Origin of the sequence: Ensifer sp. LC11 (assembly GCF_001695835.1) — a bacterium.
GTDB lineage: Bacteria > Pseudomonadota > Alphaproteobacteria > Rhizobiales > Rhizobiaceae > Ensifer.
The window spans coordinates 1-22,883 of record NZ_MBSO01000013.1; the positions used below are offsets into that span (position 1 = coordinate 1).

Annotated in this window: 25 protein-coding genes; 24 read left to right on the forward strand and 1 reads right to left on the reverse strand. The window is 61.7% G+C overall.

Going from position 1 to position 22,883, the window contains the following annotated elements; translation table 11 throughout:
• The 21 genes from BBX50_RS11460 to BBX50_RS11560 form a co-directional block, all read left to right on the forward strand.
• Positions 1-360: flagellin (locus tag BBX50_RS11460; protein ID WP_274533986.1), on the forward strand; the 360-nt coding region annotated here is incomplete at its 5' end.
• Between the two features lie 375 nt (positions 361-735).
• A complete protein-coding gene (locus BBX50_RS11465) occupies positions 736-1,710 on the forward strand; it encodes a flagellin (RefSeq protein ID WP_065775462.1) in 975 nt (324 codons plus the stop codon).
• A 453-nt stretch (positions 1,711-2,163) separates the two neighbouring features.
• Positions 2,164-2,817: a hypothetical protein gene (locus BBX50_RS11470; RefSeq protein ID WP_065775463.1), complete on the forward strand. Its 654-nt coding sequence runs from the start codon at positions 2,164-2,166 to the stop codon at positions 2,815-2,817.
• Entirely contained in the window at positions 2,814-4,076 is a 1,263-nt protein-coding gene (locus BBX50_RS11475; protein ID WP_065775464.1) for a MotB family protein, read from the forward strand. Before BBX50_RS11470 ends, BBX50_RS11475 begins: the two co-directional genes overlap by 4 nt.
• 5 nt (positions 4,077-4,081) lie before the next feature.
• Positions 4,082-5,383 carry a chemotaxis protein MotC gene (gene motC, locus BBX50_RS11480; protein ID WP_065775465.1) on the forward strand — a complete coding sequence of 434 codons (1,302 nt, stop codon included), beginning with the start codon at positions 4,082-4,084 and terminating at the stop codon, positions 5,381-5,383.
• Positions 5,380-6,789, forward strand: coding sequence for a flagellar hook-length control protein FliK (locus BBX50_RS11485; protein WP_065775466.1), 1,410 nt, complete (start codon positions 5,380-5,382; stop codon positions 6,787-6,789). The genes motC and BBX50_RS11485 overlap by 4 nt, the downstream gene beginning before the upstream one ends.
• Positions 6,725-7,297 (forward strand): lytic transglycosylase domain-containing protein, encoded by a 573-nt coding sequence (locus BBX50_RS11490; protein ID WP_065775467.1) that lies wholly within the window; start codon positions 6,725-6,727, stop codon positions 7,295-7,297. The genes BBX50_RS11485 and BBX50_RS11490 overlap by 65 nt, the downstream gene beginning before the upstream one ends.
• 269 nt (positions 7,298-7,566) lie before the next feature.
• Positions 7,567-8,238, forward strand: coding sequence for a response regulator transcription factor (locus BBX50_RS11495; protein ID WP_065775468.1), 672 nt, complete (start codon positions 7,567-7,569; stop codon positions 8,236-8,238).
• A gap of 91 nt (positions 8,239-8,329) precedes the next feature.
• Positions 8,330-9,541 (forward strand): flagellar hook protein FlgE, encoded by a 1,212-nt coding sequence (locus BBX50_RS11500; protein WP_065775469.1) that lies wholly within the window; start codon positions 8,330-8,332, stop codon positions 9,539-9,541.
• Between the two features lie 23 nt (positions 9,542-9,564).
• Complete coding sequence (gene flgK / locus BBX50_RS11505; RefSeq protein WP_065775470.1) at positions 9,565-11,025, forward strand: flagellar hook-associated protein FlgK; 1,461 nt, start codon at positions 9,565-9,567, stop codon at positions 11,023-11,025.
• 2 nt (positions 11,026-11,027) lie between these two features.
• A complete protein-coding gene (locus BBX50_RS11510; protein WP_065775471.1) occupies positions 11,028-12,086 on the forward strand; it encodes a flagellar hook-associated family protein in 1,059 nt (352 codons plus the stop codon).
• Between the two features lie 34 nt (positions 12,087-12,120).
• Positions 12,121-12,468, forward strand: a complete 348-nt coding sequence (flaF, locus tag BBX50_RS11515; protein WP_034800744.1) for a flagellar biosynthesis regulator FlaF — start codon at positions 12,121-12,123, stop codon at positions 12,466-12,468.
• Positions 12,465-12,914, forward strand: a complete 450-nt coding sequence (gene flbT, locus BBX50_RS11520) for a flagellar biosynthesis repressor FlbT (protein WP_065775472.1) — start codon at positions 12,465-12,467, stop codon at positions 12,912-12,914. Before flaF ends, flbT begins: the two co-directional genes overlap by 4 nt.
• A complete protein-coding gene (flgD, locus tag BBX50_RS11525; protein WP_057251055.1) occupies positions 12,905-13,315 on the forward strand; it encodes a flagellar hook assembly protein FlgD in 411 nt (136 codons plus the stop codon). Before flbT ends, flgD begins: the two co-directional genes overlap by 10 nt.
• Before the next feature lie 7 nt (positions 13,316-13,322).
• Complete coding sequence (gene fliQ, locus BBX50_RS11530; RefSeq protein WP_043624946.1) at positions 13,323-13,589, forward strand: flagellar biosynthesis protein FliQ; 267 nt, start codon at positions 13,323-13,325, stop codon at positions 13,587-13,589.
• 144 nt (positions 13,590-13,733) lie between these two features.
• A complete protein-coding gene (gene flhA / locus BBX50_RS11535; RefSeq protein ID WP_065775473.1) occupies positions 13,734-15,821 on the forward strand; it encodes a flagellar biosynthesis protein FlhA in 2,088 nt (695 codons plus the stop codon).
• Complete coding sequence (fliR, locus tag BBX50_RS11540) at positions 15,818-16,570, forward strand: flagellar biosynthetic protein FliR (RefSeq protein ID WP_065775474.1); 753 nt, start codon at positions 15,818-15,820, stop codon at positions 16,568-16,570. Before flhA ends, fliR begins: the two co-directional genes overlap by 4 nt.
• A 4-nt stretch (positions 16,571-16,574) precedes the next feature.
• Positions 16,575-16,988: a hypothetical protein gene (locus tag BBX50_RS11545; protein ID WP_065775475.1), complete on the forward strand. Its 414-nt coding sequence runs from the start codon at positions 16,575-16,577 to the stop codon at positions 16,986-16,988.
• Between the two features lie 112 nt (positions 16,989-17,100).
• The gene (locus BBX50_RS11550) at positions 17,101-17,652 is read left to right on the forward strand and encodes a rod-binding protein (RefSeq protein ID WP_065775476.1); all 552 of its coding nucleotides are present in this window, start codon (positions 17,101-17,103) and stop codon (positions 17,650-17,652) included.
• A gap of 127 nt (positions 17,653-17,779) precedes the next feature.
• On the forward strand, positions 17,780-18,148 hold the full coding sequence (locus tag BBX50_RS11555; protein ID WP_065775477.1) for a hypothetical protein: 369 nt from the start codon (positions 17,780-17,782) through the stop codon (positions 18,146-18,148).
• Entirely contained in the window at positions 18,148-18,714 is a 567-nt protein-coding gene (locus BBX50_RS11560) for a hypothetical protein (protein ID WP_065775478.1), read from the forward strand. Before BBX50_RS11555 ends, BBX50_RS11560 begins: the two co-directional genes overlap by 1 nt.
• Positions 18,715-18,789: 75 nt before the next feature.
• On the opposite strand, the gene BBX50_RS11565 is transcribed toward BBX50_RS11560, so the two are convergent.
• Entirely contained in the window at positions 18,790-19,779 is a 990-nt protein-coding gene (locus BBX50_RS11565) for a glycosyltransferase (RefSeq protein WP_065775572.1), read from the reverse strand.
• Between the two features lie 140 nt (positions 19,780-19,919).
• Here BBX50_RS11565 and BBX50_RS11570 point away from each other — a divergent pair, with 140 nt between their 5' ends.
• From BBX50_RS11570 to BBX50_RS11580, 3 genes are read left to right on the forward strand one after another with little or no spacing between them, the layout of a single operon-like run.
• Entirely contained in the window at positions 19,920-21,173 is a 1,254-nt protein-coding gene (locus tag BBX50_RS11570; RefSeq protein WP_244513120.1) for a glycosyltransferase, read from the forward strand.
• The gene (locus BBX50_RS11575) at positions 21,170-21,985 is read left to right on the forward strand and encodes a WecB/TagA/CpsF family glycosyltransferase (RefSeq protein ID WP_065775480.1); all 816 of its coding nucleotides are present in this window, start codon (positions 21,170-21,172) and stop codon (positions 21,983-21,985) included. Before BBX50_RS11570 ends, BBX50_RS11575 begins: the two co-directional genes overlap by 4 nt.
• Positions 21,986-21,996: 11 nt before the next feature.
• Positions 21,997-22,875: a DUF6492 family protein gene (locus tag BBX50_RS11580; protein ID WP_065775573.1), complete on the forward strand. Its 879-nt coding sequence runs from the start codon at positions 21,997-21,999 to the stop codon at positions 22,873-22,875.
• Positions 22,876-22,883: the final 8 nt, after the last annotated feature.

A 22,883-nucleotide genomic window follows, 5' to 3' on the forward strand; every position in this document is an offset into this window, starting at 1 on the left:
TCCTACGCCGATTCAACCGGCGCGACCGTAGCGCTGACCTTCAGCGTCCTGACGCTCGACATCACCAACATGACGACCGGCGCTCTGTCGCAGGCCCTCTCGGGTGTTGACTCCGTCCTAACGCAGATGACCGACGCTGCCGCCGACCTCGGTGCGCTCAACAGCCGTATCGACCTGCAGAGCGGCTTCGTCGAAAACCTCTCCGACCAGATCGAGAAGGGCGTTGGCCGTCTCGTTGATGCCGACATGAACGAGGAATCGACCCGCCTGAAGGCTCTGCAGACGCAGCAGCAGCTTGGCATCCAGGCGCTGACGATCGCCAACTCCAACTCGCAGAACATCCTGTCGCTGTTCCGTTAATCGGACGACGGGAAGCGAAGGGTGCAAATCGCCCTTCGCTTCACTCCACCAGGGCCGCACCTCCGCAAGGACGTGCGGCCTTTTCTTTTTCTCCGCATGCTGTCGTTCTCGGGGCGGGGTAAATTGGCGGCAGTCCGCCTCATCCCGGCCGGCAGAAGTTTAACCTTTCATGCATCTTTCCTAACGTCGGTTCATTTTCGTTACCGACTTCCTAACGGCATTAACTATTTGTTAACCATGAGATCGTTACATCTTGGTTAAGAGCGAAGGGTCGCCCCCAGGGCAAAACAGGGGCGATTCGCATGATGCCAGTCCCGTCGCTGCCGGTGCCGTACTCCGGAATGTCCTTAGAAAATCATTCGGGGCAGGTGACCAATGACCAGCATTATGACCAATACCGCCGCTATGGCGGCACTCCAGACGTTGCGCTCGATCAATTCCGACATGGCCGAAGTCCAGGACCGGATTTCCTCTGGCTACCGCGTGCAAACGGCTGCGGACAATGCGGCTTACTGGTCGATCGCGACCACTATGCGCTCCGACAATGCCGCACTTTCGACCGTTCAGGACGCCCTTGGCCTCGGTGCCGCCAAGATCGATACGGCCTATGCCGCGATGAACTCGTCGATCGAAGTGGTCAGCGAGATCAAGCGCAAGCTCGTCGCGGCGCGCGAGCCGGGCGTCGACAAGCTGAAGATCGACAAGGAGATCTCCGAGCTCAAGAACCAGCTCATTTCTGCGGCCCAGTCCGCCTCCTTCTCCAGCGAGAACTGGCTCTACAATGCGGACGCGGCCCCGGTCGGTACCAAGTCGGTGGTGGCTTCCTTCAACCGTGATGCCAACGGCAACGTGTCCGTCACCACGCTCGACTTCGACACATCGCAGTCGATGCTGATTGACAAGCAGAACGCGAGCCGCGGCCTGTTGACCAAGAATTATGACGCCGCGCTGCTTACCTCGCCGCCCGGAACTACCGGCACGCGCATTTACCACCTGATCGGCGCGCCGGCGACAACTCCGATCGGAACGACCGCGGAAATCAAGCTGACTGCGGCGACCACCGATGCCGAGATGGACGACATGATCCGCGTCGTCGAACGCATCCTCAACCAGCTGACGGATTCCGCCGCCACGCTCGGCGCTATCACCAAGCGCATCGAATTGCAGGAGGGCTTCATCGCCAACCTGATGGATACGATCGACAAGGGTGTCGGCCGTCTCGTGGATGCCGACATGAACGAGGAATCGACGCGACTGAAAGCGCTCCAGACCCAGCAGCAACTGGGCATTCAGGCGCTTTCGATCGCCAACACCAATTCCGAAAACATCCTGCGCCTGTTCCAGCAGTAAGGCGTGGCGGCGCAGGGCGGCCGTCTAAGGCCCCCGGGCTCGCCGAAACACTGCCGTTGTCCGCCTACGGGTATCGGCGAAAGTTGAGTTCTGCCACGTCGTCGGTCACGGCACCCGGTGGAAACGGTTGGACCGCGCTATTTGCCCTGGCGCGGTCCAACACATTCATTTTCGCACAAGTTTGACCGAATAGCCTTCCCTCGCAGTCCTGTCGGACGACTGCCGGCCAAAATGACCTTTGCGCCGCCGCCTGCATCGGATCGCTCCGGGAAAGACCGACCCCGGATCTCGCCGATGTACGTCAAGAATGCTGGGCTCGCCGTGTTTTGCGGTTGTGCCCGAGGGAGACATGTCAGCAGTGCCAGCAGCAATGGAAGTCCGCGCCAGGGGGCGCCGCCTCGTAAGCAGGTTGAGATCGCCTCATTGCCGCTGGTTCGCCGCAGGGGGCCGGCCATGAGTGCAATGCTCTCCCGCTACCTCAAGGACTTCAGCGCGCCGAAAGTTGAGCTGTCGCTGATGCCGCCGAAATACTTTCCCGATCTGGATGCCGACTATGCCGATGGCGATCGCCTCGGCGCGAGACCAGCCATGCCGGAAATCGACATTGATGCGGAGCGCCGCAGAGCCTTTGCCGAGGGGCGGGCCGAAGCCACTGCCGAACTCGTCTTCGAACAGGAAAAGCAGATCGCGGAACTGCAGGCAGCCCATGCGGCTGAGCTCGAGGCGCTGAGGCTGCGCCTTGAGGAGGAGGCCGCAAACCGTCTCGCAGAGCGTTTCGCTGAGATGGCAGACAGCCTCGCGATCGCGCTCGGCGACCAGACGGCCCGCGTTCTCGCGCCGGTCATGGAGGACGCTCTGATGCAGCGGGCCGTTGCCGACATGGCGCAAATGCTGAAACAGGGCCTCGTGGCCGGCGAAGGATGCACCATCGTCATCAAGGGGCCGGGTCATCTCTTCGAGGCGCTGAAGCGCCAGCTCGGGGAAGACATGCCGTTGTTCCGTCACATCGAGACCGACGATGTCGATCTTTCCGTCGAAATGGACGGCACGATCCTGGTGACACGCATGGCCGCCTGGGCCGACACAGTCCGGAAAGTTCTCGCATGAGCGACGAAAACCATCACAACGGCAAGCACGAGATCATCATCGTCAAGCGCCATAGCGGTGGTCATGACGGCCATCACGGCGGCTCATGGAAGATCGCCTATGCCGACTTCATGACGGCAATGATGGCCTTCTTCCTCGTCATGTGGCTGATCAACGCCGCCAACGAGGAAACCAAGGCGGCGATCGCCTCCTACTTCAACCCGGTGCAACTGACCGACCAGAAACCGGCCGAGCGTGGCTTGAAGGACCCGGCGAAGGACGCACAGGGCGAGGAAACGCAGCAGCGCTCCAAGGTCGATGGCGAGCAGGAAAAATCCGGTGGCTCCGCCAAGACGGGTGATCAACTGACAGCGACGTCAGGCGAAGAAACGAAGTATTCCGACGCCGACTTTTTCGAAAACCCCTATTCGGTGCTTTCCGAGATCGCCCGTGAAGTTGGCCAGCAGGCCAACATCAGCGTCAAAGGCGAGGGCGGAGCGGCCCAGTCGGGGCCGGCAACGGGCGCCGATGGCGGCGAAGCCTATCGCGACCCGTTTGATCCGGACTTCTGGACGAAGCAGGTCGAGTTGAAAGACGCTGGCAATACGGCCGAAACAGACGTCGCGCTCGCCGCCAAGACGACCGAGCCGGCAGGGGCGACGCCGGCAGTCAAGACGCAGACAGAGGCAGAGGGTGCGCAAGAGGCTTCTGAGGCGGTCACTGCGGCTGATAAGGGTCCCGAAAAGGCGACTGACAAGGGCGCCGATACCGCTGCCGACGACAAGCCGAAGGCAGAGACGAAGGAGGCAGACGCCGAGAAGCAGGCCGCCGAACTTCAAGCCGAACTCAAGAAGGAACTTGCCGGTGAGGCGGGTCAACTGGCTGAAGGCCTGGTTGTGACGCCTGCCGAGGGCGGTCTGATGGTGACGATCAGCGAGCGCACCGACGCCCAGATGTTCGCCATCGGCTCGGCCGTGCCGCAGAAGGAGCTGGTGCTTGCGATGGAAAAGATCGGCCATTTGCTGGCCGGACGCCAAGGTGCAGTCGCGATCCGCGGCCACACCGACGGCCGTCCCTTCAAGGACGGCACCTATGACAATTGGCGCTTGTCGGCAGCGCGCGCCCAGAGCGCCTACTACATGCTGGTTCGTGGCGGGCTGAAGGAGAATCGCGTCAGCCAGATCAGCGGGTTTGCCGATCGCCGGCTGCAGCTGCCCGACGATCCCTACGCTCCGGGCAACCGGCGCATTGAGATCCTGTTGCAATCGGCCCCGGGTTAGACGCCATGTTGAGACGCCTGCGATCCGTCCTGATGACATGTTGCGCGCTGGCAGCCCCGCTTTCGATCGGGACTGCCAATGCCGATGACGTCGAGGAACTCGCGCCATTCAAGATGATCCGGTCGCTGCAATACGTGCAGGACTCCGTCGTGCTTGGTGACCACTCCGCGATCGAAATGCAGCGCTTCATGCTGGGGGCGATCGATAAACGCTTGCGTTCGGCGGATCCTTCCGTGTTTCGCGACCCGCGCAACGTGGATGCGGCCCTCGTCTACGCAATGAGCGGCGGCAACCCCGAGACGCTGAAATACCTCTCGGATCACGACGTGGCCGGAAACTTCGATGCCAGGGTCACTGACGCGCTTCGACAATATCTGAACGGCAAGGGCGGGTTGATCGTCGAAAACCTGTCCAAGGCTGCGCCCGAATACCGTAGCGCCCGGATCGGGCCCTACGTCTATCTCATCTTGGGCAACGCGACCTCGCAGCAGGATCCGGTTGCCGCGATGAAGTACTACGACTGGGCTCGCCTGACGGCTCCAGGTACGATCATCGAAGAGGCGGCCCTGCGTCGCTCGGTCTTTTTGGCCGTTCAGGCGGGCGAACCGGAGAAGGGCTTCCGCTACGCGCTCGCCTATGCCCGCCGCTACCTGACATCTCCCTATGCCAGCCAGTTTGCCGATGTGTTCGTCGAGCTGGCCGTCGCCCATTTCGACGGTGCGGCCCAGGAACGGATCTCCGAGGTTCTCGGCTTCATGGACGCGCCGCGCCAGCGCGAGGTCTATCTCCGCGTTGCCCGGCGCGCAGCGATTGCCGGCAAGCAGGTGCTTGCGAAACTCGCATCGGAACGGGCCGAGGCGCTTGGCGCCGACGGCGCGGCGCAACCGAAAGTGCTTGCCAACTTCTATGCGGGCCTGGCGTCGGTCCCATCAAATGACGTGTTTGCCGCGACAGCGAGCCTGGCGGCGATATCGGACGCGGCGCTTTCGCCGCGTGATCGCGCCTTGCGCGATGCTGCAAGGGCCATTGCGGAAGCGGTCGTCAGGCCACCTGGCGGTGAAAGCCTCACGCAAGCGTTCGCGTCTAAACCCGATAGACCGGTCGAAGCGGAAAGCTCTGCCGCGACCGAGGACACGGGCAGCGGCATGAGCCCCTTCGGCAATGCGCAGGCGCCGATGAATGCGGCCGAGAGCGTGGCTGCATCCGGCAGTGAAGAGATTGGGGATCCCGCGCACGACGGTTTCGTGGCGAAGGGGCGATCGAAGATCGAAGAGATCGACGCTCTCCTGAAGGGAGAAGGGAAATGAGGGCTCTTGACGACACCCTGCGCGGATTGCCTCCGGCTCCTGCCGGCAAGGGCAGTGGGCGAGCCGGCGGTGCTCTTGCAGGCGCATTCGAGGATGCAGTGGCCAATGCGGGGCGCGAGAAGAACCAGCCAGCGACGGGCAATGGCGTCGGCGATGCTGCGGCCGGCGACGAAGCGGGGGCAGGAGCCTTGATCGACAAGGACAATATTTCCAAGACCGTAGGCAGGCACGCACACGCGCGCAGTATCGCCATTAGCCGGGACGAGCAGGCACTTGGCGAACAGGCCGCCGGTGATCATTTCCCGGCGACGGAACGTGGCGTCGGCGCACGGCGCCCCGTTGGCAAGGTGGATCCGACGAAGGCAGGGGGCGAGCCGAACGGCCCGGCCGTCGGCGCCGTCCCGGACGAACTTGCCGACCGGCTCGCTGCGCTGTCCCAGGCCTTGGCCAGAACACCGGCAGCCGGTCAGCCGTCGACCGACGACGAGGTGGACGGCGGCGAAGGTGGGGACGCGACGCAGACGCCGAAAACCGAAATGGACGACTTGCTCTCTCTTCTTGGCGGACAGGCGCTTCGCTCAGGCGACGCAGCAGCTGCCAGCCGGCAGCAGACCGGCCGTCAGGACGCGGGAGCGGTTGCCCATGCGGTCGCTGCCGGCGGGCAGGGCGCGAACACTGAGGCCACGGCGGGTGAGGGTGAGGCCGATCGGCTCTTCCGCTTCGCACGGGCCGATGGCAAGGGGCAGGCTGTTTCCATGGCCTTGTCGAAGGACGGGGATGCGGCGTTCGATGCTTCGCGTTCGCAGGCGTCCGCCAAGGCCGAAAACGTCACGGTGCTCGAAGCGCGGCGCTACCTGGGCATCTCTATGAATCCGAACACAAGTGCCGTCGCCGACGCGATTGCGGGCGAGGCCGGGACTCAACAGCTGCAGCCGAGTGCAGCGCTCGCCCAGCCTGGCGCCTGGACGCAGGCCGGCAAGACACTCAACACGCTGAAGATCCAGCTTCATCCGATTGAGCTCGGCCTCGTCACCGCCACGCTGCGGCTGAAGGACGACGAATTGCAGGTCGAGCTGAAGGTCGAGACCGGTGAAGCCTTCCGGCAATTGCGCGACGACCAGAGCGAGATGGTCAAGGCGCTGCGTGCGCAGGGCTTCGCCGTCGACCAGGTGAACATCGTGTTCAACGCGGGCGGCGATACGGCCTCGGGCAGCGGCTCGCAACAGCAGACCCAGGCCCAGGCAGGACAGCAGGGGCGCGAGCGCGCCGATGGCAACGGCCAGGGACGACAGCAGCGGCAGGATGACGGCCAGGCTTCGGCGGCGGAAAGGTGGGTTGGCAATGGCGGGACGGACGAAGCGGCTGCCGGCACTGAGCGCTCTCGCACTGGTCACGTCTACATGTAGCGCTTTGGCCAGTGCCGGCGCTGGCGTCTGCGAGCGCGAGATCATCAGCGCGGCGGCGAAATACAACATCCCGGCCGGGATCCTCTATTCCGTCGGACTGACCGAAACTGGCCGCAAGGGTTCGCTCCAACCCTACGCGATGAACATCGAGGGGAAGGCCTATTTCGGCAGCAGCGAACAGGACGTTCTCACGCAGTTCGGCAACGCGCGCGCGCAGGGCGCCAAGCTCATCGATCTCGGCTGCATGCAGATCAACTATTACTTCCATGGCGAGCATTTCATGTCGCCGGCGGAGATGCTTGACCCGCAGAAGAATGTCGAATATGCCGCGCGCTTCCTGGCCAATTTGCATGCCAGGCACGAGACCTGGACGATGGCCGTTGCTCGCTATCATGCGGGTCCGAACAACGACCCGGCGCAGAAAAAATACGTCTGCCGGGTGATCGCGAACCTCGTCGCGACGGGCTACGGCAAGTGGACGCCGAACGCCACGCAATTCTGCCAATAAGCAACCATTGATTGTATTTTGCGATCGCTTGCCGCATTGTGGCGACAATGCGTGGACAATGTGACGGCAAGCTAATTGTCGTCATCCGTTAACTTTTCCACATTATTTTAGTGCCGATACCGACAGGGTGCCACTAGATATAGATCAAATCGGCGAAACATGGTTAATCAATTATTAATTCCACCCAGTAACTTCCTCTAGTTGTTCGTGAATCTCTCGATTCGTACCTCTCAATCAGTGCGGAGCCATACTGATTCGGAGGCGGGCGAATGATCGTAGTGGTTGATGAAAGAGAGCTGGTGAAGGACGGATATACGTCCCTCTTCGGGCGTGAAGGTATTCCCTCGACGGGCTTCGACCCCCGCGAGTTCGGGGAGTGGGTGAACGCGGCTGCTGATTCGGATATTGACGCCGTAGAGGCCTTCCTGATTGGCCAGGGCGACGCCACGTTGACGCTGCCACGCGCCATCCGCGACCGGTCGATGGCGCCGGTGATTGCCGTCAGCGACACGCCGTCCCTCGAAAACACGCTTGCACTCTTTGATTGCGGCGTCGACGACGTCGTGCGCAAGCCAGTTCACCCCCGCGAAATCCTCGCCCGGGTGGCCGCGATCCGCCGCCGCCTGAAGGCCATCACCAACTTTACCGACATCGGTCCGATCCGCGTCTTCGCTGACGGTCGTGATCCCGAGATCAACGGCGAAGTCTTCGCCCTGCCGCGTCGCGAACGGCGCATTCTCGAATATTTGGTCGCAAACCGTGGCCGCCGGGTTTCCAAGTCGCAGATCTTCAACGCGATCTACGGGATCTTCGACGAGGACGTCGAGGAGAACGTCGTCGAGAGCCACATCAGCAAGCTGCGCAAGAAACTGCGCAAGAAGCTCAGCTTCGACCCGATCGATTCCAAGCGTTTCCTTGGCTACTGCATCGACTGGAACTGAGCGCCATGCCGAAGGGCGGGCGCCGAACCAAGACAGGTTCACGCAAGGCCCGCTTCCTAGTGTCGCCGTAACAAGGAAATGAGGATCCGATATGAGTCTCTATGGCAGCATGAGAACGGGTGTGTCCGGTATGAACGCCCAGTCGAACCGTCTGGGCACCGTCGCCGAGAACATCGCGAACGCGAACACGACGGGTTACAAGCGCGCCTCCACTGAGTTTTCGTCGATGATCCTGCCTTCGGGCGGCGGCAACTACAATTCCGGCGGCGTCGAGACGCAGGTGCGCTACAGCATCTCCCAGCAGGGCGGCACCAGCTACACGACATCGGCGAGCGACCTTGCGATCAACGGCGGCGGCTTCTTCATCGTCTCGGGCAATGGCGGCGAGAACTTCCTGACACGCGCCGGCTCCTTCGTTCCGGACAAGGACGGCAACCTCGTCAACACCGCCGGCTTCACGCTGATGGGCTACGAGTACAAGGCTGGCGTCGATCCGACTGTTGTCGTCAACGGTTTTGATGGCCTGGTGCCGGTCAAGCTCAAGGACGAGGGCTTGGTCGCTTCCGGTTCGACCAAGGGTGCGATGGAGGCAAACCTCCCATCGGGTGCGGCCATCGGCGATCAATCGAAGACCTCGCTGGTCGTTTACGACACGCAGGGCAACACCCGAATTCTTGATTTCACCTACCAGAAAACGGGCGCGAACGCCTGGAGCCTCAACGTCGTCGATCGCGCGTCGGGCACCAACATCGGCACGCAGACCATGACTTTCGACGCGGCCGGCAAGCGCATCGGCGCCGTCCCCGCGACATTGACGACGACCGCCATGACCGGTCTTCCCGGCACCGGCGCCAACCTGGGCGCGCTGACGATCGATACGACGAAGACGACGCAGCTTGCTGGCGATTTCACCAGCAGCGGCGGCGGCATCGACGGCAGCAAGCCGAGCAAGATGTCGGGCTTCGAGATCGACAAGGAAGGCGTGGTCTACGTCAAGTACGGTGACGGCAACCTCATCCCGAAGTTCCGCATCGCGCTCGCGACCGTCCAGAGCCCGGACAAATTGCAGCCGCAGTCCGGCAACGTCTACTCGCAGGGTGCGGACTCGGGCGTCATCGTCACCGGGTTCGCCGGTTCCGGGGCGTTCGGCAACATCCAGTCCAAGGCGCTCGAAAACTCCAACGTCGACATCGCCAACGAACTGACCTCGATGATCGAGGCGCAGCGCAATTACACGGCAAACTCCAAGGTGTTCCAGACGGCCTCGGACCTGCTTGACGTGCTGGTCAACCTGAAACGGTAATTGAAAGAGATACGGTCCGCGTCATGTCGCTGTCCTCCGCAATATCCATCGCACAGCAGGCCTTCAGCAACACGGCGCAGCAGACCGCGATCGTGTCGAAGAACATCGCGAATGCGGGCAATGCGGACTATTCGCGTCGCCTCGCTCTTTTGGGCAGCACCGCGAACGGCGCGCAGGTCGTATCCATCTACCGGGCACAGAACGAGGCGCTGCTCAAGCAGAGCATCGCCAGCATCGGCGAAGCCTCGGGCCAGGCCCGGCTTCGCGATGGCCTGGAACTGCTGAAATCAGCGCTCGGCGGCAATAACTACGAAACCGCGCCGTCGAAGCTGCTTTCGGACTTTCGCAACAGCCTGCAGACGTTCGCCTCGACGCCAGGCAACAAGACGATCGCGGCGGCCGCGGTCACCAACGCGCAGGACCTCGCCGACTCGCTCAACAAGACCTCCGCGACGGTGCAGGACTTGCGCGAGGATGCCGACAAGGAAATCGCCCTTGAGGTCGGCAAGCTCAACAGCCTGCTGGCCGACTTCGAAAAAGCGAACAACGCCGTCAAGTCGGCGACAGCTTTGGGCGCCGATACCAGCGACGCACTCGACCAGCGCGACAAGATCCTCAAGCAGGTGTCGGAGATCATCGGCATCTCCACCGTCACGCGCGGCAACAATGACACGGTGATCTTCACCACCGACGGCACGGTGCTTTTCGAGAATATCCCGCGCCAGGTCACGTTCGCTCCGACCACGACCTATGACGCCACTGTCACCGGCAACAAGATCTTCGTCGACGGCGTGCCGATCGCGGCCGGAAGCGGCGCTGATACGACCGCCAAGGGCAAGCTCGCGAGCCTCGTGCAGCTGCGCGACGACATCGCGCCGAAGTTCCAGTCGCAACTCGACGAAATCGCGCGCGGCCTGATCGAGCTTTTCAAGGAAGGCAATCCCGCCGCCACGCCGACGCCGATACCCTATCAGCCGGGCCTGTTTACATGGGGCAGCGCAGGGATCCCGGCAGCGGGCACGGTCGTTCCTGGCCTGGCGTCGAAGATCACCGTCAATGCGCTGGCCAAGGCCAACCCACTTCTGTTGCGTGATGGCGGCTTCAACGGCGTGGTGTCGAACCCGGGCGGTGCTGCCAATCCGAGTTCCGGTTACACGGCGCTGCTCGACGGCTTCGTCAACAAGATGGGTGAGAACATGTCGTTCGACCCGTCGACGGGGCTCGACGGCACAAGCAGCCTCCTGAACTTCGCGACGGGATCGGTCGGCTGGCTCGAGCAGACACGCAAGACCGCGTCGACCGCCGACGACAACAAGCGGGCGATGCTGTCGCGCACGCAGGAAGCACTCAGCAAGCAGACGGGCGTCAGCATCGACGAGGAATTGTCGCTGCTGCTCGATCTGGAACAATCCTACAAAGCATCGGCCAAGCTGGTGAGTACCGTGGACGCCATGATGGCGGCCCTGATGGAAGCTGTGAGGTAATCATGAAGACGTCCTACGTTTCTAACCTGGCGATCCAGAGCGCCATGCGCCTGACGATCCAGCAGAACCAGTCGGACCTGTTGAAGGCGACCCAGGAGCAGACGACGGGCCGCCACTACGATGTCGGTCTGGCGCTTGGCGCGACTGCATCCCGCTCGCTCAACCTTCAGCGCGAGATGGATCGGCTGAACTCGATGAAGACCACCAACGCCGTCGTGACGCAGCGCCTATCCGGTTCGCAGGGCGCGCTGGAAACGATGGCGAAGGCCGCCGAAAAGGTGCGCGACACGCTGGTGACTTACAAGGGCAACGACGCGGCCACGCAATTGAAGATCCAGAAGACCGAGATCATGGGGGCGCTGCAGACCTTTACCGCGGCTGCCAACACCTCCTTCAACGGCGAGTTCCTGTTTTCGGGCATCAACACCGACGCCAAGCCGATCGCCGACTACAGCACGACGCCGCCGTCGGCAGCCAAAACCGCCTTCGACAGCGCGCTGTCGACCTTCATGGCCGCGCAGATTCCGGCGCTTACGGGCATGGACCAGTTCTCCGTGGCCCAGATGCAGGACTTCATCAAGAACACGGTCGAGCCGATGTTCACCGGCACGGGCTGGGACGCGAACTGGTCGGATGCATCCAGCCAGAACATGACGAGCCGGATCAGCGCCAGCGAAGTCATCGAAAGCTCGACCAACGCCAACGCCAAGGGCTTCCGGATGTTCGCGCTGGCAAGCGTCATCTCGGCCGAGTTGATGGACAGGAACGTGACCCCCGAGGTGCGCGCCGCCATCGGTGTCGAGGCGCTCCAGTATGCGGAGCAGGGTATTGCCGGCCTCAACGCCGAGCGCAGCTCGCTCGGTATCTCGGAGTCGCGAGTGAAGAAGGCAAACACCTCGATTGAGGCGCAGCTCAAGCTCGTGAATACGCATGTCGCCGACCTCGAGGGCATTGACCCGATCGAGACATCGACCCGGATCAACACGCTGAAGGTACAGCTGGAAACGTCCTATACACTAACGTCGCGACTACAGCAGATGAGCTTGCTCAATTTCCTCTAGTATGGGGAGCCGGACAAACATGAAGGATGTCTGAATGTACCAATTTTCCTATGCCGAGATCATGGAGGACGGCGTCGCCGACTCCAAGAATCGAGAACGGCAGGTACTCGATCGCTCGATCGCGCTCATGGAAGCAGCGAAACAGCAGAAAGGGTATTCGAGAGAGGCCATCGAGGCCATCTATTTTACCCGGCGCCTGTGGATCCGTTTCATCGAAGATCTGCGCGCTCCGGAAAACCAGCTCAACGAAGAGCTGCGCGCCAATCTGATTTCGATCGCCATCTGGATACTCAACGAGACGGAAAAGATCCGCAAACGCGAATCCTCCAATTTCCAGGGCATAATTGACATTACCACCATCATCAGGGATGGACTGAAATGAAGAGCACACTGCGTATTTCGCTGAAGTCGGGCGAACGGATTTTTGTAAACGGCGCGGTGCTGCGCGTTGACCGCAAGGTTGCGGTCGAATTCCTGAACGACGTGACGTTCCTGCTCGAGAACCACGTACTGCAGCCGGAAGACGCGACGACGCCCTTAAAGCAGCTCTACTTCATCGCACAGATGATCCTCATCAATCCGGAAGGTGCTGAACAGTCGACGGCCATGTTCCGCAAGTCGATCGTCATGCTGCTCAACTGCTTCAAGAACGAAGAGGTTCTGGCCGAACTCAAGCGCGTCGACGGTCTCGTCACCAACGGCCGCGCCTTTGAGGCGCTGAAAGCGATCCGCGGCCTCTACGCAATCGAAGACCGCATTCTCAACACGCAGGAAATCACGCCGGCGACAGTCGAGCAGATTCGCAAGGAGATCGCACCATGGCGGTAAGCGGCGTCAACAATAACAGCTACACACCGATCGTTTCCGGCCAGGATTCGGGCGGTGACGCTGCCAAGGCATCGCTCAACTACGAAAGCTTCCTGAAGCTGCTCGTCGCCCAGATGAAGAATCAGGACCCGACGCAGCCAATGGACGCGACGCAGCAGATCGCCCAGCTTGCGACCTTCTCGCAGGTGGAACAGACGATCAAGACGAACAAGAACCTCGAGAGCCTTCTGCAGCGCACCTCGCTCAGCGAGGCGGACGCCGTCATCGGGCGGACCGTCACCAGCGAGGACGGCAAGACCACTGGCGTGGTCAAGGAAGTGAAACTATACTCTGACGGAATCATTGCGGTGCTCGATAGCGGCAAGGAGCTTGTTATCGGCCCGGGCGTCAAGGTGAAGTGACACATCCATGAATGAGGCGGATGCCCTCGATATTGTGCAGGCCGCGATCTGGACCGTGATCGTGGCCTCGGGCCCCGCCGTTCTCGCCGCCATGATCGTCGGCGTCGTCATCGCCTTCATCCAGGCGCTGACCCAGGTTCAGGAAATGACCCTGACCTTCGTTCCGAAAATCCTCGCCGTCATGATTACGGTTGCCGTGTCTGCGCCCTTTATCGGCGCCCAGATCTCCATCTTCACCGACATCATCTTCTCGCGCATCCAGTCCGGTTTCTGAACCGTTTGCTGTTGCTGCGCCGATCCAGAAATTGCGCCTGTCGCGCCATGAAACCCTCGCGCAAGCTTGGGGCGCTATCTCCGTCTTTATAGTGGGGCAGCGCGTGTGAATGCTGCCTTGTTCTCATGATGAGACGGAAGAGACATGGCACAACAAGCAGCGCTGATCATCCCGAAAGTGGCACCGAAGGGCCGGGACGTCGGCTTCGCGCTCGGGATCGTGGCGATCCTGTCGATCCTCTTCCTGCCAATCCCGCCATTCCTGATCGACATGGGACTGGCCTTCTCGATCGCCTTTTCGGTCCTGATCCTGATGGTTTCGCTGTGGATCCAGCGCCCGCTCGAATTCTCGTCCTTCCCGACGATCCTGCTGATCTCGACCATGGTGCGCCTGGCGCTGAACATCGCCACGACGCGCGTCATCCTATCCCACGGCCATGAAGGGCACGGTGCTGCCGGCGGCGTCATCTCCGGTTTTGCCAGCCTCGTCATGTCCGGCGATTTCGTCATCGGTCTGATCGTCTTCCTGATCCTCATCACCGTGAACTTCATCGTCATTACCAAGGGTGCGACGCGTATCGCCGAAGTCGGCGCGCGCTTCACCCTCGATGCGATCCCCGGCAAGCAGATGTCGATCGACGCCGACCTGTCGGCGGGCCTGATCGACGAGAAGGAAGCGCAGCGCCGCCGCCGCGAGCTCGAGGAGGAAAGCTCCTTCTACGGCGCCATGGACGGTGCCTCGAAGTTCGTGCGCGGCGACGCCATCGCCGGCCTGATCATCACCGCGATCAACATTTTCGGCGGCATTATCATCGGCTATCTTCGCCACGGCATGCCGATCGGCGAAGCCGCCGACGTCTTCGTCAAGCTGTCGGTCGGCGACGGTCTCGTCTCGCAGATCCCGGCCCTGATCGTTTCGCTGGCTGCGGGCCTTCTGGTTTCGCGCGGCGGCACGGCCGGTTCGACCGACCAGGCCGTCGTCGGCCAGCTCGGCGGCTATCCGAAGGCGCTGATGGTCGCTTCCGGCCTCATCATTCTGCTGGCGGTCGTCCCCGGCCTGCCGTTCCTGCCCTTCGCCGTTCTCGGCGGCGGCATGGCGTTCCTGAGCTGGCTCGTGCCGCGCCAGATCGAGGCCGCGAACGCCGCCCGCCGAGCCGAAGAGGCGGCCAAGGCGCAGCAGACCAAGGAAGGCGAGTCGGATTCGGTGAAGTCGGTGTTGAAGACCGCCGAGATCGAGCTGCTTCTCGGCAAGCAGGTCTCGACCCGCCTGCTTGGCGCACACCAGGAACTGGCGTTCCGCGTCGGCAAGATGCGCCGCAAGTTTGCCGGTCAGTACGGTCTCGTCATCCCGGAGATCAAGGTGTCCGACGACATCAGTATCCCGGATAAGGCCTACCATATCCGCATCCACGGCACGACGATCGCCTCGAACACGGTGCGCGTCGGCGAAGTTCTCGTGGTTACCGGCGGCGGCCGCCGGCCAAGCGTGCCGGGCGATGAAATCCGCGAACCCGCCTTCGGCATGCCGGCGGTTTCTATCCTCGAGACCTTCACCGAAGATCTGAAGCGCGAAGGCTTCCACCCGATCGACAACGTCTCGGTGGTGCTGACGCACCTGAGCGAGGTCATTCGCAACAACCTGCCGCACCTGCTCTCCTATAAGGACGTGAAGGTGCTGATCGAGCGCCTCGATCCGGAATATCGCAAGCTCGCCGACGAAATCTGCACCTCGCACATGTCCTATTCCGGCCTGCAGGCGGTGCTGAAGCTGCTGCTCGCCGAACGCGTCTCGATCCGCAACCTGCATCTGATCCTCGAAGCGGTCGCCGAGCTCGCGCCGCACGTGCGCAAGACCGAGCAGATCGTCGAACATGTGCGCGTGCGCATGTCGCAGCAGCTCTGCGGCGACCTCGCCGACAACGGCATCCTGCGCGTCCTGCGCCTCGGCAACAAATGGGACATGGTGTTCCACCAGGCGCTGAAGCGCGATGCGAAGGGGGAGGTCGTCGAATTCGACATCGATCCGCGCCATCTCGAAGAGTTCAGCGAGCAGGCGACGAAAGTTATCCGTGAACATCTCGATCGCGGCATGCCCTTCGTGCTGGTAAGTTCGCCCGAATCCCGCTCTTATGTGCGCATGATCATCGAGCGCCTTTTTGCCACCTTGCCCGTGCTCTCGCATGTCGAGCTTGCCAAGGGCCTTGAGATCAAGATCATCGGCTCCATTTCATGATCACCGACCCGGAGGGCTCGGTGCTGGCGCTGTTTGCGGCTTTCTGCCGGATCGGTGGCTGCATCATGATCATGCCCGGGTTCTCGACCGCGCGTATCCCCATGCAGGTCCGATTGTTTATCGCCGTGGCAATTTCCATGGCGATCCTGCCGATCATGTGGACTGACATTTACCCGCAGGTGACCGGCAAGGGGCATACCTATATCTATCTGATCGCTGCCGAGACCGCCGTTGGCGCGGTCATGGGTCTCGTCGCCCGCTACTACGTGCTCGGGTTGCAGTTTGCCGGCACGGCGATCACCATGCTGATGGGCTTCAGTTCACCACCTGCATCGGACGTGATCGAAGATACGCCCGAGAACCAGTTGACCAGCATGATCAGCTTCGCGGGGCTGATGGTGCTTTTCATGCTGGACTTCCATCATGTGATGTTTGAGGCGATCGTCCAGTCCTATCGGGCGATGCCGATCGGCACTGCCTTCGACCCGCAGGGCGTGTTGATCACGCTTACGGATTCGCTTGCGCAAACCTTCATGATCATGCTGCGGCTGGCGAGCCCCTTCCTCATCTACGGCCTGCTTTTCAACGTGGCGATCGGCATGGTGAACAAGCTTGCGCCGCAGATCCCGATCTACTTCATCTCGCAGCCCTATCTGATCATGGGCGGCCTGTTTCTGCTCTATCTCGGTATTGCCGCGATGCTGCGCCTGTTCGGCGACGGTTTCGCGCTGGTCATGCAGGGAGGATAGGTGGATGAAAACGCGCTCGCAAAAGCTGAAGCGCCTGGTGGCCGTTCAGCGCCATCTCGAGCAGATGGCGGAGGCCGACTTTGTCGAGATGGTGCGGCAGCGCGAGGTCCTGGCCGAGACGATCGATGTGGTTGTCGATGCCATGGGCTCGGCGCATCCGATGCACCGCATGTTTTCCGGCCACTATTCCTCCCAGATCGGCCGCCTTGTCCAGAAGGACCAGATGCTGCTCGGCGTCCAGCAGACCCACGAGGCGCGCATGCTGAGGGAGCGTGCAAAAGCCGACCGGCTGGAAGAAAACATGAAAGAGGCGCGCCAGTCCGAGGACCGCGAGGAGGCCGACAACTCGATCTACGACCTGATCGATCAACACGTTACGGGAAGCGCGCCAGCTTCCGGTAAGGTTGACGGGCGATAGTACGCCATCCCGGTTTGCTCCGATCATGGAGCGGGTCCGGTCCGACTATTGCCCGGGCACGGGCGTCGCCGCGCAAGCGCGCGACCCAGGCTCGATTTTGAGAGGATTTCTCATGGCCATCTCTCCGCCCAGCGATCTGGTGATGGATGTCGTGCGCGCCGCGGACCCCACTGAGGTGCAGGAGGCGCAGGCGCGGCTGAAGGCCAATCGCGCTGCCTTCAAGGCGACGAGCCTTGCCGAGAACGGCAATGGCTTTGCGGCGGCCGTCAACGTCCTCAATTCCTCCGATGGATCAAGCGGGCTCGGCGACATCAACAACCGCGTCGAAGAGAAGCAGATTCCGGAAACCTATCGCAAGTTCGAGGCAATGGTTCTGCAGAACTTCGTGAAGTCGATGTTGCCAACCGACAGCGAGAACGTGTTCGGCAAAGGGAACGCGGGTGATATCTGGAAGAGCATGATGGCCGAGCAGATCGGCGACGTGATGTCGAAGGGCGGTGGCATCGGCATTGCCGATCAGCTGGCGCGTGGGGATGCGACCGATCGGGTTCAGGCATCGCTCGACGGCAACAGCCTGAACCTCGCCGCAAGCCTGGTGCAGGAATACGAGCGCAAGACGCTGACCGGCTTTACGACCGACGACGAAAAGAACAAGCAAGCCTAGAGCGGGATGAGGAAAAGTGCTTGCGGTTCTCCGCCTGCATCCCGCTCTAATTCATAGGAATCGATCACGTTTGTGATTTTGGGTCGATCGGACCCAAAATCATCGTGATCTAATTGGGAGTTGATTCATGGAAGCTGTGGCATCCAATGACGTCCGGATCCAGAACGTGCTCGGCCGGCTGGAAATGATCCTCGACAACGAGAACACCCGCATCGGCGTCGATCCGGAGTTCGACATCAAGACGTCGAATGCGCACAAGAGCCGTTGCCTCTACGAACTGACGATGTTGCATCGCGATATGCTGCCGGGCGAAACGTCTCCCGCTTTTTCCTCGCATGCGCGTCACCTGCGCGACAAGCTCGCGACCAACTCGCAGAAGGTCGAGGCTCATCTTGAGGCGGTTCGCGCCGTCGTCGATCTCCTGAAGACGGCAGCCCAGGATGCCGATGCGGACGGCATCTATTCCGAAGCGCAGTTCCGCTATAGCGATTTCTGATGCTGAAGCTCGTTCTCACCGGGGTCTGGGTCTGTGCGGTCACGCTCGGATCGGTCTATTTTTCGATGCAAAGCGCCTCGGCGCCCGCCGTCCCGGACGGCGAGGCGGCCAGGCGTGCGTCGGAGCAATATGTTCCGGGTGAGATGATCACCATTCCGGTGATCAGGGAAGGTGCCGTTCAAGGCTATTTCCTCACCAAGCTCTCCTTCTCCGCGACGAAGGAGGGCATCAACAATCTTCGCGCACCGCTTCGCCAGATGGTCACCGATGAGCTCTACGATCTGCTCGTCGGTTCGAAATTCATCGACGTCGCCGACACTGGCACCTTCGATTTGCCGACCTTCAAGGCCACGGTGAAAGAGGGCCTCAACAAGAAGCTCGGCGAAGAGGTGATTACCGAAGTACTCGTCGAGCAGCTCGAATATCTGACCAAGGACGACGTCAAGCGCGTCGCCAACAGCCAGAACGTGCCGCGGCAAAAGCCGGTTCCGATCGTTGACAAGAACGGCAATATCGCTGGCGACAAGCTGCCGGAAGGCGCGGTCAAGGCGAGCAGTTCCCACTGAAAGAAGCCGGTTCGGGGAGGCGTCGCGGTTGCCGATCCGATCTCCGCACCGGCCACGCGGGACAACCGCCGGCCCTCAGTTTTTTTCGGGGTTGCGGTATTGTTCGTTGACGAAGCCGAACTCCGCCATTAGCCGGCCGATTGCCACATAGAAGTGGTAGAGCCCCGCCGCCGCAAGCCCGCTCTTGCTCCACAGCTCGATCCCGCGCGGGACGGACGCACAAAGCAGCGCCAGAGATTTGCCAAAGGTTCTCAGCCGTCCACCGAAGGTCGGGTCGCGCCGGTGTTCAAGCATCGCCGAAATCGCGCCATTCCTGAGGCTCCGCGCTCTGATCCAGGAAGCGCTGGTGCGTCGGGCAGGCACGGTTTCCGCAACCCATGCGTCTACCGCCCAGCCAAAGGAAAAGCCCTGCGCCTTGCAGCGGCTGTAGAAATCCGCATCACCGCCACCGATGAAATTGAATGCCGGGTCCAGGAATGGTCGCGGCATCGCGTCCAAAACCCTTCGCGTGACGAGGACATTGCCGGAAGAATAGAGGATCGGCACCGGTCCGGTCGTATCATAGTGAGGCGTGAAGACTGGATGGCGCTTCCATTTCTGCCCGCCATCGCCCTCGAAGACCGGCAGCTGAGGTCCGCCGATCATGTCGGCTCCTGTGGTTTCCTGTGCCGCGATGAGGCAATCGAGCCATTCAGGCGCAGCCACTTCGTCGTCATCGATGATCGCAATGGCCTTGAGGTTCGGATAGGTCTCGAGCGCCATCGACCAGCCGGCATTATAGGCGTGGCAGTTTCCGCGTTGATGGGCGACGATGACGATCGAATCCGAGGGATGGCCGAGGAAAAAGTCCTTGGCTGCCGCGGCACCCGCCAGGCCCTCGGCATCGTTTTCGACGACGACCGTTGCATAGGAAAGGTCAGGCCTTTGGGAAACAATGGTTTTCAGCGTCTTGACGACATGTTCCGGCCGACGAAACGTCGGCAGCACCACGACGAGCTCGATGTCGCCGGCGTCTTCCAGTTCAGTTCGGAAGTAGACGGAAATGTCCTGACCGGTCGACGTCATGGCGAAACCTGTAAAAGCAAAATTGCCAGGCAATACAGCAAATCTTCCTAAACAGATGCTGAACCCTGAGGGAGAATTTTGAAAGGGGGCTTTAAGCGCTCTTTCACCTCATCCTGCTAATGAAAGGCCCAACTCCATTCATGACGCGTGGTAAAATGCATCTGGTCCTGGTCTCATCGCTCGTTCCCGTCGCCAATCCGGCGTCCGGCTTCGACATCGCCAACCGGGCTGTGCTCGACGGCTTGCGCGCGCTCGGCCACCGGGTCAGCGTCGTCGGCTTTCTTCAGCCGGGGCGTATGCCGGCCCCCGATTGCGAAATGCATCTGCTTGGAGAGCTGGAGGTCACCAATGCCAAGGTCGGTGCGCTCCAGAAACTGAACTGGCTTGGAACAGCCTTTCTGAACCGGACATCGGTTTCTTCGGGAAAGATGCTTGCGGTGTCGACGAAGCGGATCCAGTCGATCCTCGACGAGCTTGCCCCGTTTGATGGTCTCGTGCTCAATTCGGTGCAGTTGCCGGCAGCCTTTGCGCAGGTCTTCCGGCCGCATCCGTCAATTTATGTGGCGCACAATGTCGAAGCCGATTCCGCGTTCGAGAATGCCGAGCGGGCGAGCGGCACCGTCGAGCGCTTCCTCTTTCGGCGCGAGGCTCAATACCTTGAGCGGTACGAACAGCAGTTGGCGCAGAACGCGGTCGCCGTCTGGACCTTTGCCGAAGCCGATCGCTTCGGCTTCGGTCGTGCCGTCAGCGACCGCGCCTTCGTCCTTCCCCTGGTGACCGGCTGGGACACGCCGCCACCTGCGGTCGACGAACGAGGCCCGGAACTGCAGCATGATCTCGGATTGATCGGGACGTGGAGCTGGCGACCGAACAGGCTCGGGCTCGATTGGTTTCTTGCCGAGGTCATGCCGCATCTTCCGGCCGACATGTCGATCGCGATTGCCGGCCAGATGGACGGCGTTCCCGCGGTCTCCCACCCTGGGGTTCGTTGCGTCGGGCGGGTGCCCGACGCCCGCGCCTTCGTCGCCGAAAGCGCCGTCATCCCCCTCATCAGCCGCGGCGGTACGGGGGTGCAGCTGAAGAGCATCGAAACCTTCGAGCTTGGCATGCCATCCGTGGCGACGCAGGCATCGCTGCGCGGCATAGAGGCGGTGCCGGAAAATTGTGCAGTAGCCGAAGATCCGGCCGAATTCGCCCGTCTCGTCGTCGACAAGGTCGCCAGGGCTCGTACCGGCGATCGCCAGCGTCTCGACGGATCGATCTTTCACCGCGCGCAGAAAGTACGGCTGATGCGGGTCATGCGCAATGTTCTGGCGAGCCTCGGATCCACCACCGTTGCCGAGGATCCCGCCATACCGCCGGAGCTGAAGGTGCACGATGGGGGACGGTCGTGACCAAGACCGCCGCCGTTTCGAATGCCGCCATCCCCCGGCGGCTGATCCTCGGCTTGCCGGTGGCCGACTTCGACTGGGCGAATGCCTTTGCCTTTACGGCCGAGGCGCTGTCGCGTCCCGGCGGACAAACACTGTTCTCGTTTCTCAACGCCAACAACGCCAATCTGATGATGCGGGATGGCGACTATCGAGACGTCTTGAACCGGCAAATCGTCCTTCCTGACGGTCACGGCATAGACATCGCTTCCTATCTCTTCCATGGCAGCATGTTTCCCGCCAATCTGAACGGCACGGACTTTGTGCCGGCGTTGTTGACCTTCATCGAAAGGCCGTTGCGCGTCGCGATGATAGGCGCCCGCCCGAACGTCTTGGCGCGCGCCGCCGAGAACTTCCGAAAGCATACGCCATGGCACGAATTCCTGCCGGTTTCGGATGGCTTCTTCGATCGCGAACGCTCAAGTGAGATTCTCGCCGACGTTCGCGCCCGAGAGGCCGATATCCTGCTCGTGGCGATGGGAAGCCCCGGTCAGGAAAAATGGGTCGATGCCCATGTCGGCCCGCAGGATGCGCGGCTGGTCATTACCGTCGGCGCGCTCTTTGATTTCGTCGCCGAGGAGTTTCCAAGGGCGCCGAGGTTCCTGCGGCGGCTGCGCCTGGAGTGGTTCTTCCGTCTGGCGATCGAGCCGCGGCGCATGTGGCGCCGCTATGTTCTCGGAAATCCGCTTTTCCTGTGTCACGTCCTCTGGCACAAGCTGTCGGGACGCGCACGGGAAACCGTCGCCGACACCAGCCTTCGAACGGGAACATCGTGAACGGTCAGACCATGCGCACAGCGGTTGTTACCGCGTCCTATGCGAATGATTTCGAACGCTGCCGGCTCATGTGCGAGAGCATGGACCGCAAACTTGAGGGCGACTGGCGGCATTATCTGCTGGTCGCTGAATTTGACGTGGCGCTGTTCCGGCAACTGGAGGGAACGCGGCGCCAGGTGATCAGCGAGCGCGATCTGCTGCCCTGGTGGCTGCACCCCGTCACCGACCCGCTGTCGGCCGGTCGTCGGAAGGTCTGGCTCAGCCCGTTCGGCCTGCCACTGCGTGGCTGGCATGCGCAGCAGCTTCGGCGTTTGGCGCTGGCGCGCCACATCGACGAGGCAGCGATGTTTGCCGTTGATTCCGACGTCGTCTTCCTGCGTCCCTTCGACCCCGCCAGCCTCTGGCAGTCGGATCGGCTGACACTTTACTGCAAGGATGGAGCAATCAACGCTGAGATGCGCTCCAACCATCTCGAATGGCTCGCCCATTCCGACCGCCTTCTCGGCATCGGCCCCTATCGCCTGCCTGCCAACGACTACATCAACACGCTGATCGCCTGGCGCACGGATACGTGCCGGAAGCTGCTCGACCATATCGAGGCGCAACATGGGCGCAACTGGGTACGGGCCGTCACGCGGAGCCGCGCCTTCTCCGAGTGCACCATCTATGGCCGCTTTGTCGACGAGGTGCTGCGCGGCGAAGGGCATGTTTCTTCCGATGCTGCGCTGTGCCACGTGCTGTGGTTCGAAGACAGCTACCGGCAGGATCTTTCGGGCCTCAGGGACTTTCTCAACGACATGGCCCCGCACCAGATCGGCATTGGCGTGCAGTCCTTCGTCGGGCACGACCTCGACGATATCCGCCGCGCGGTATTCGAGCTCGCGGCCTGACATATCCC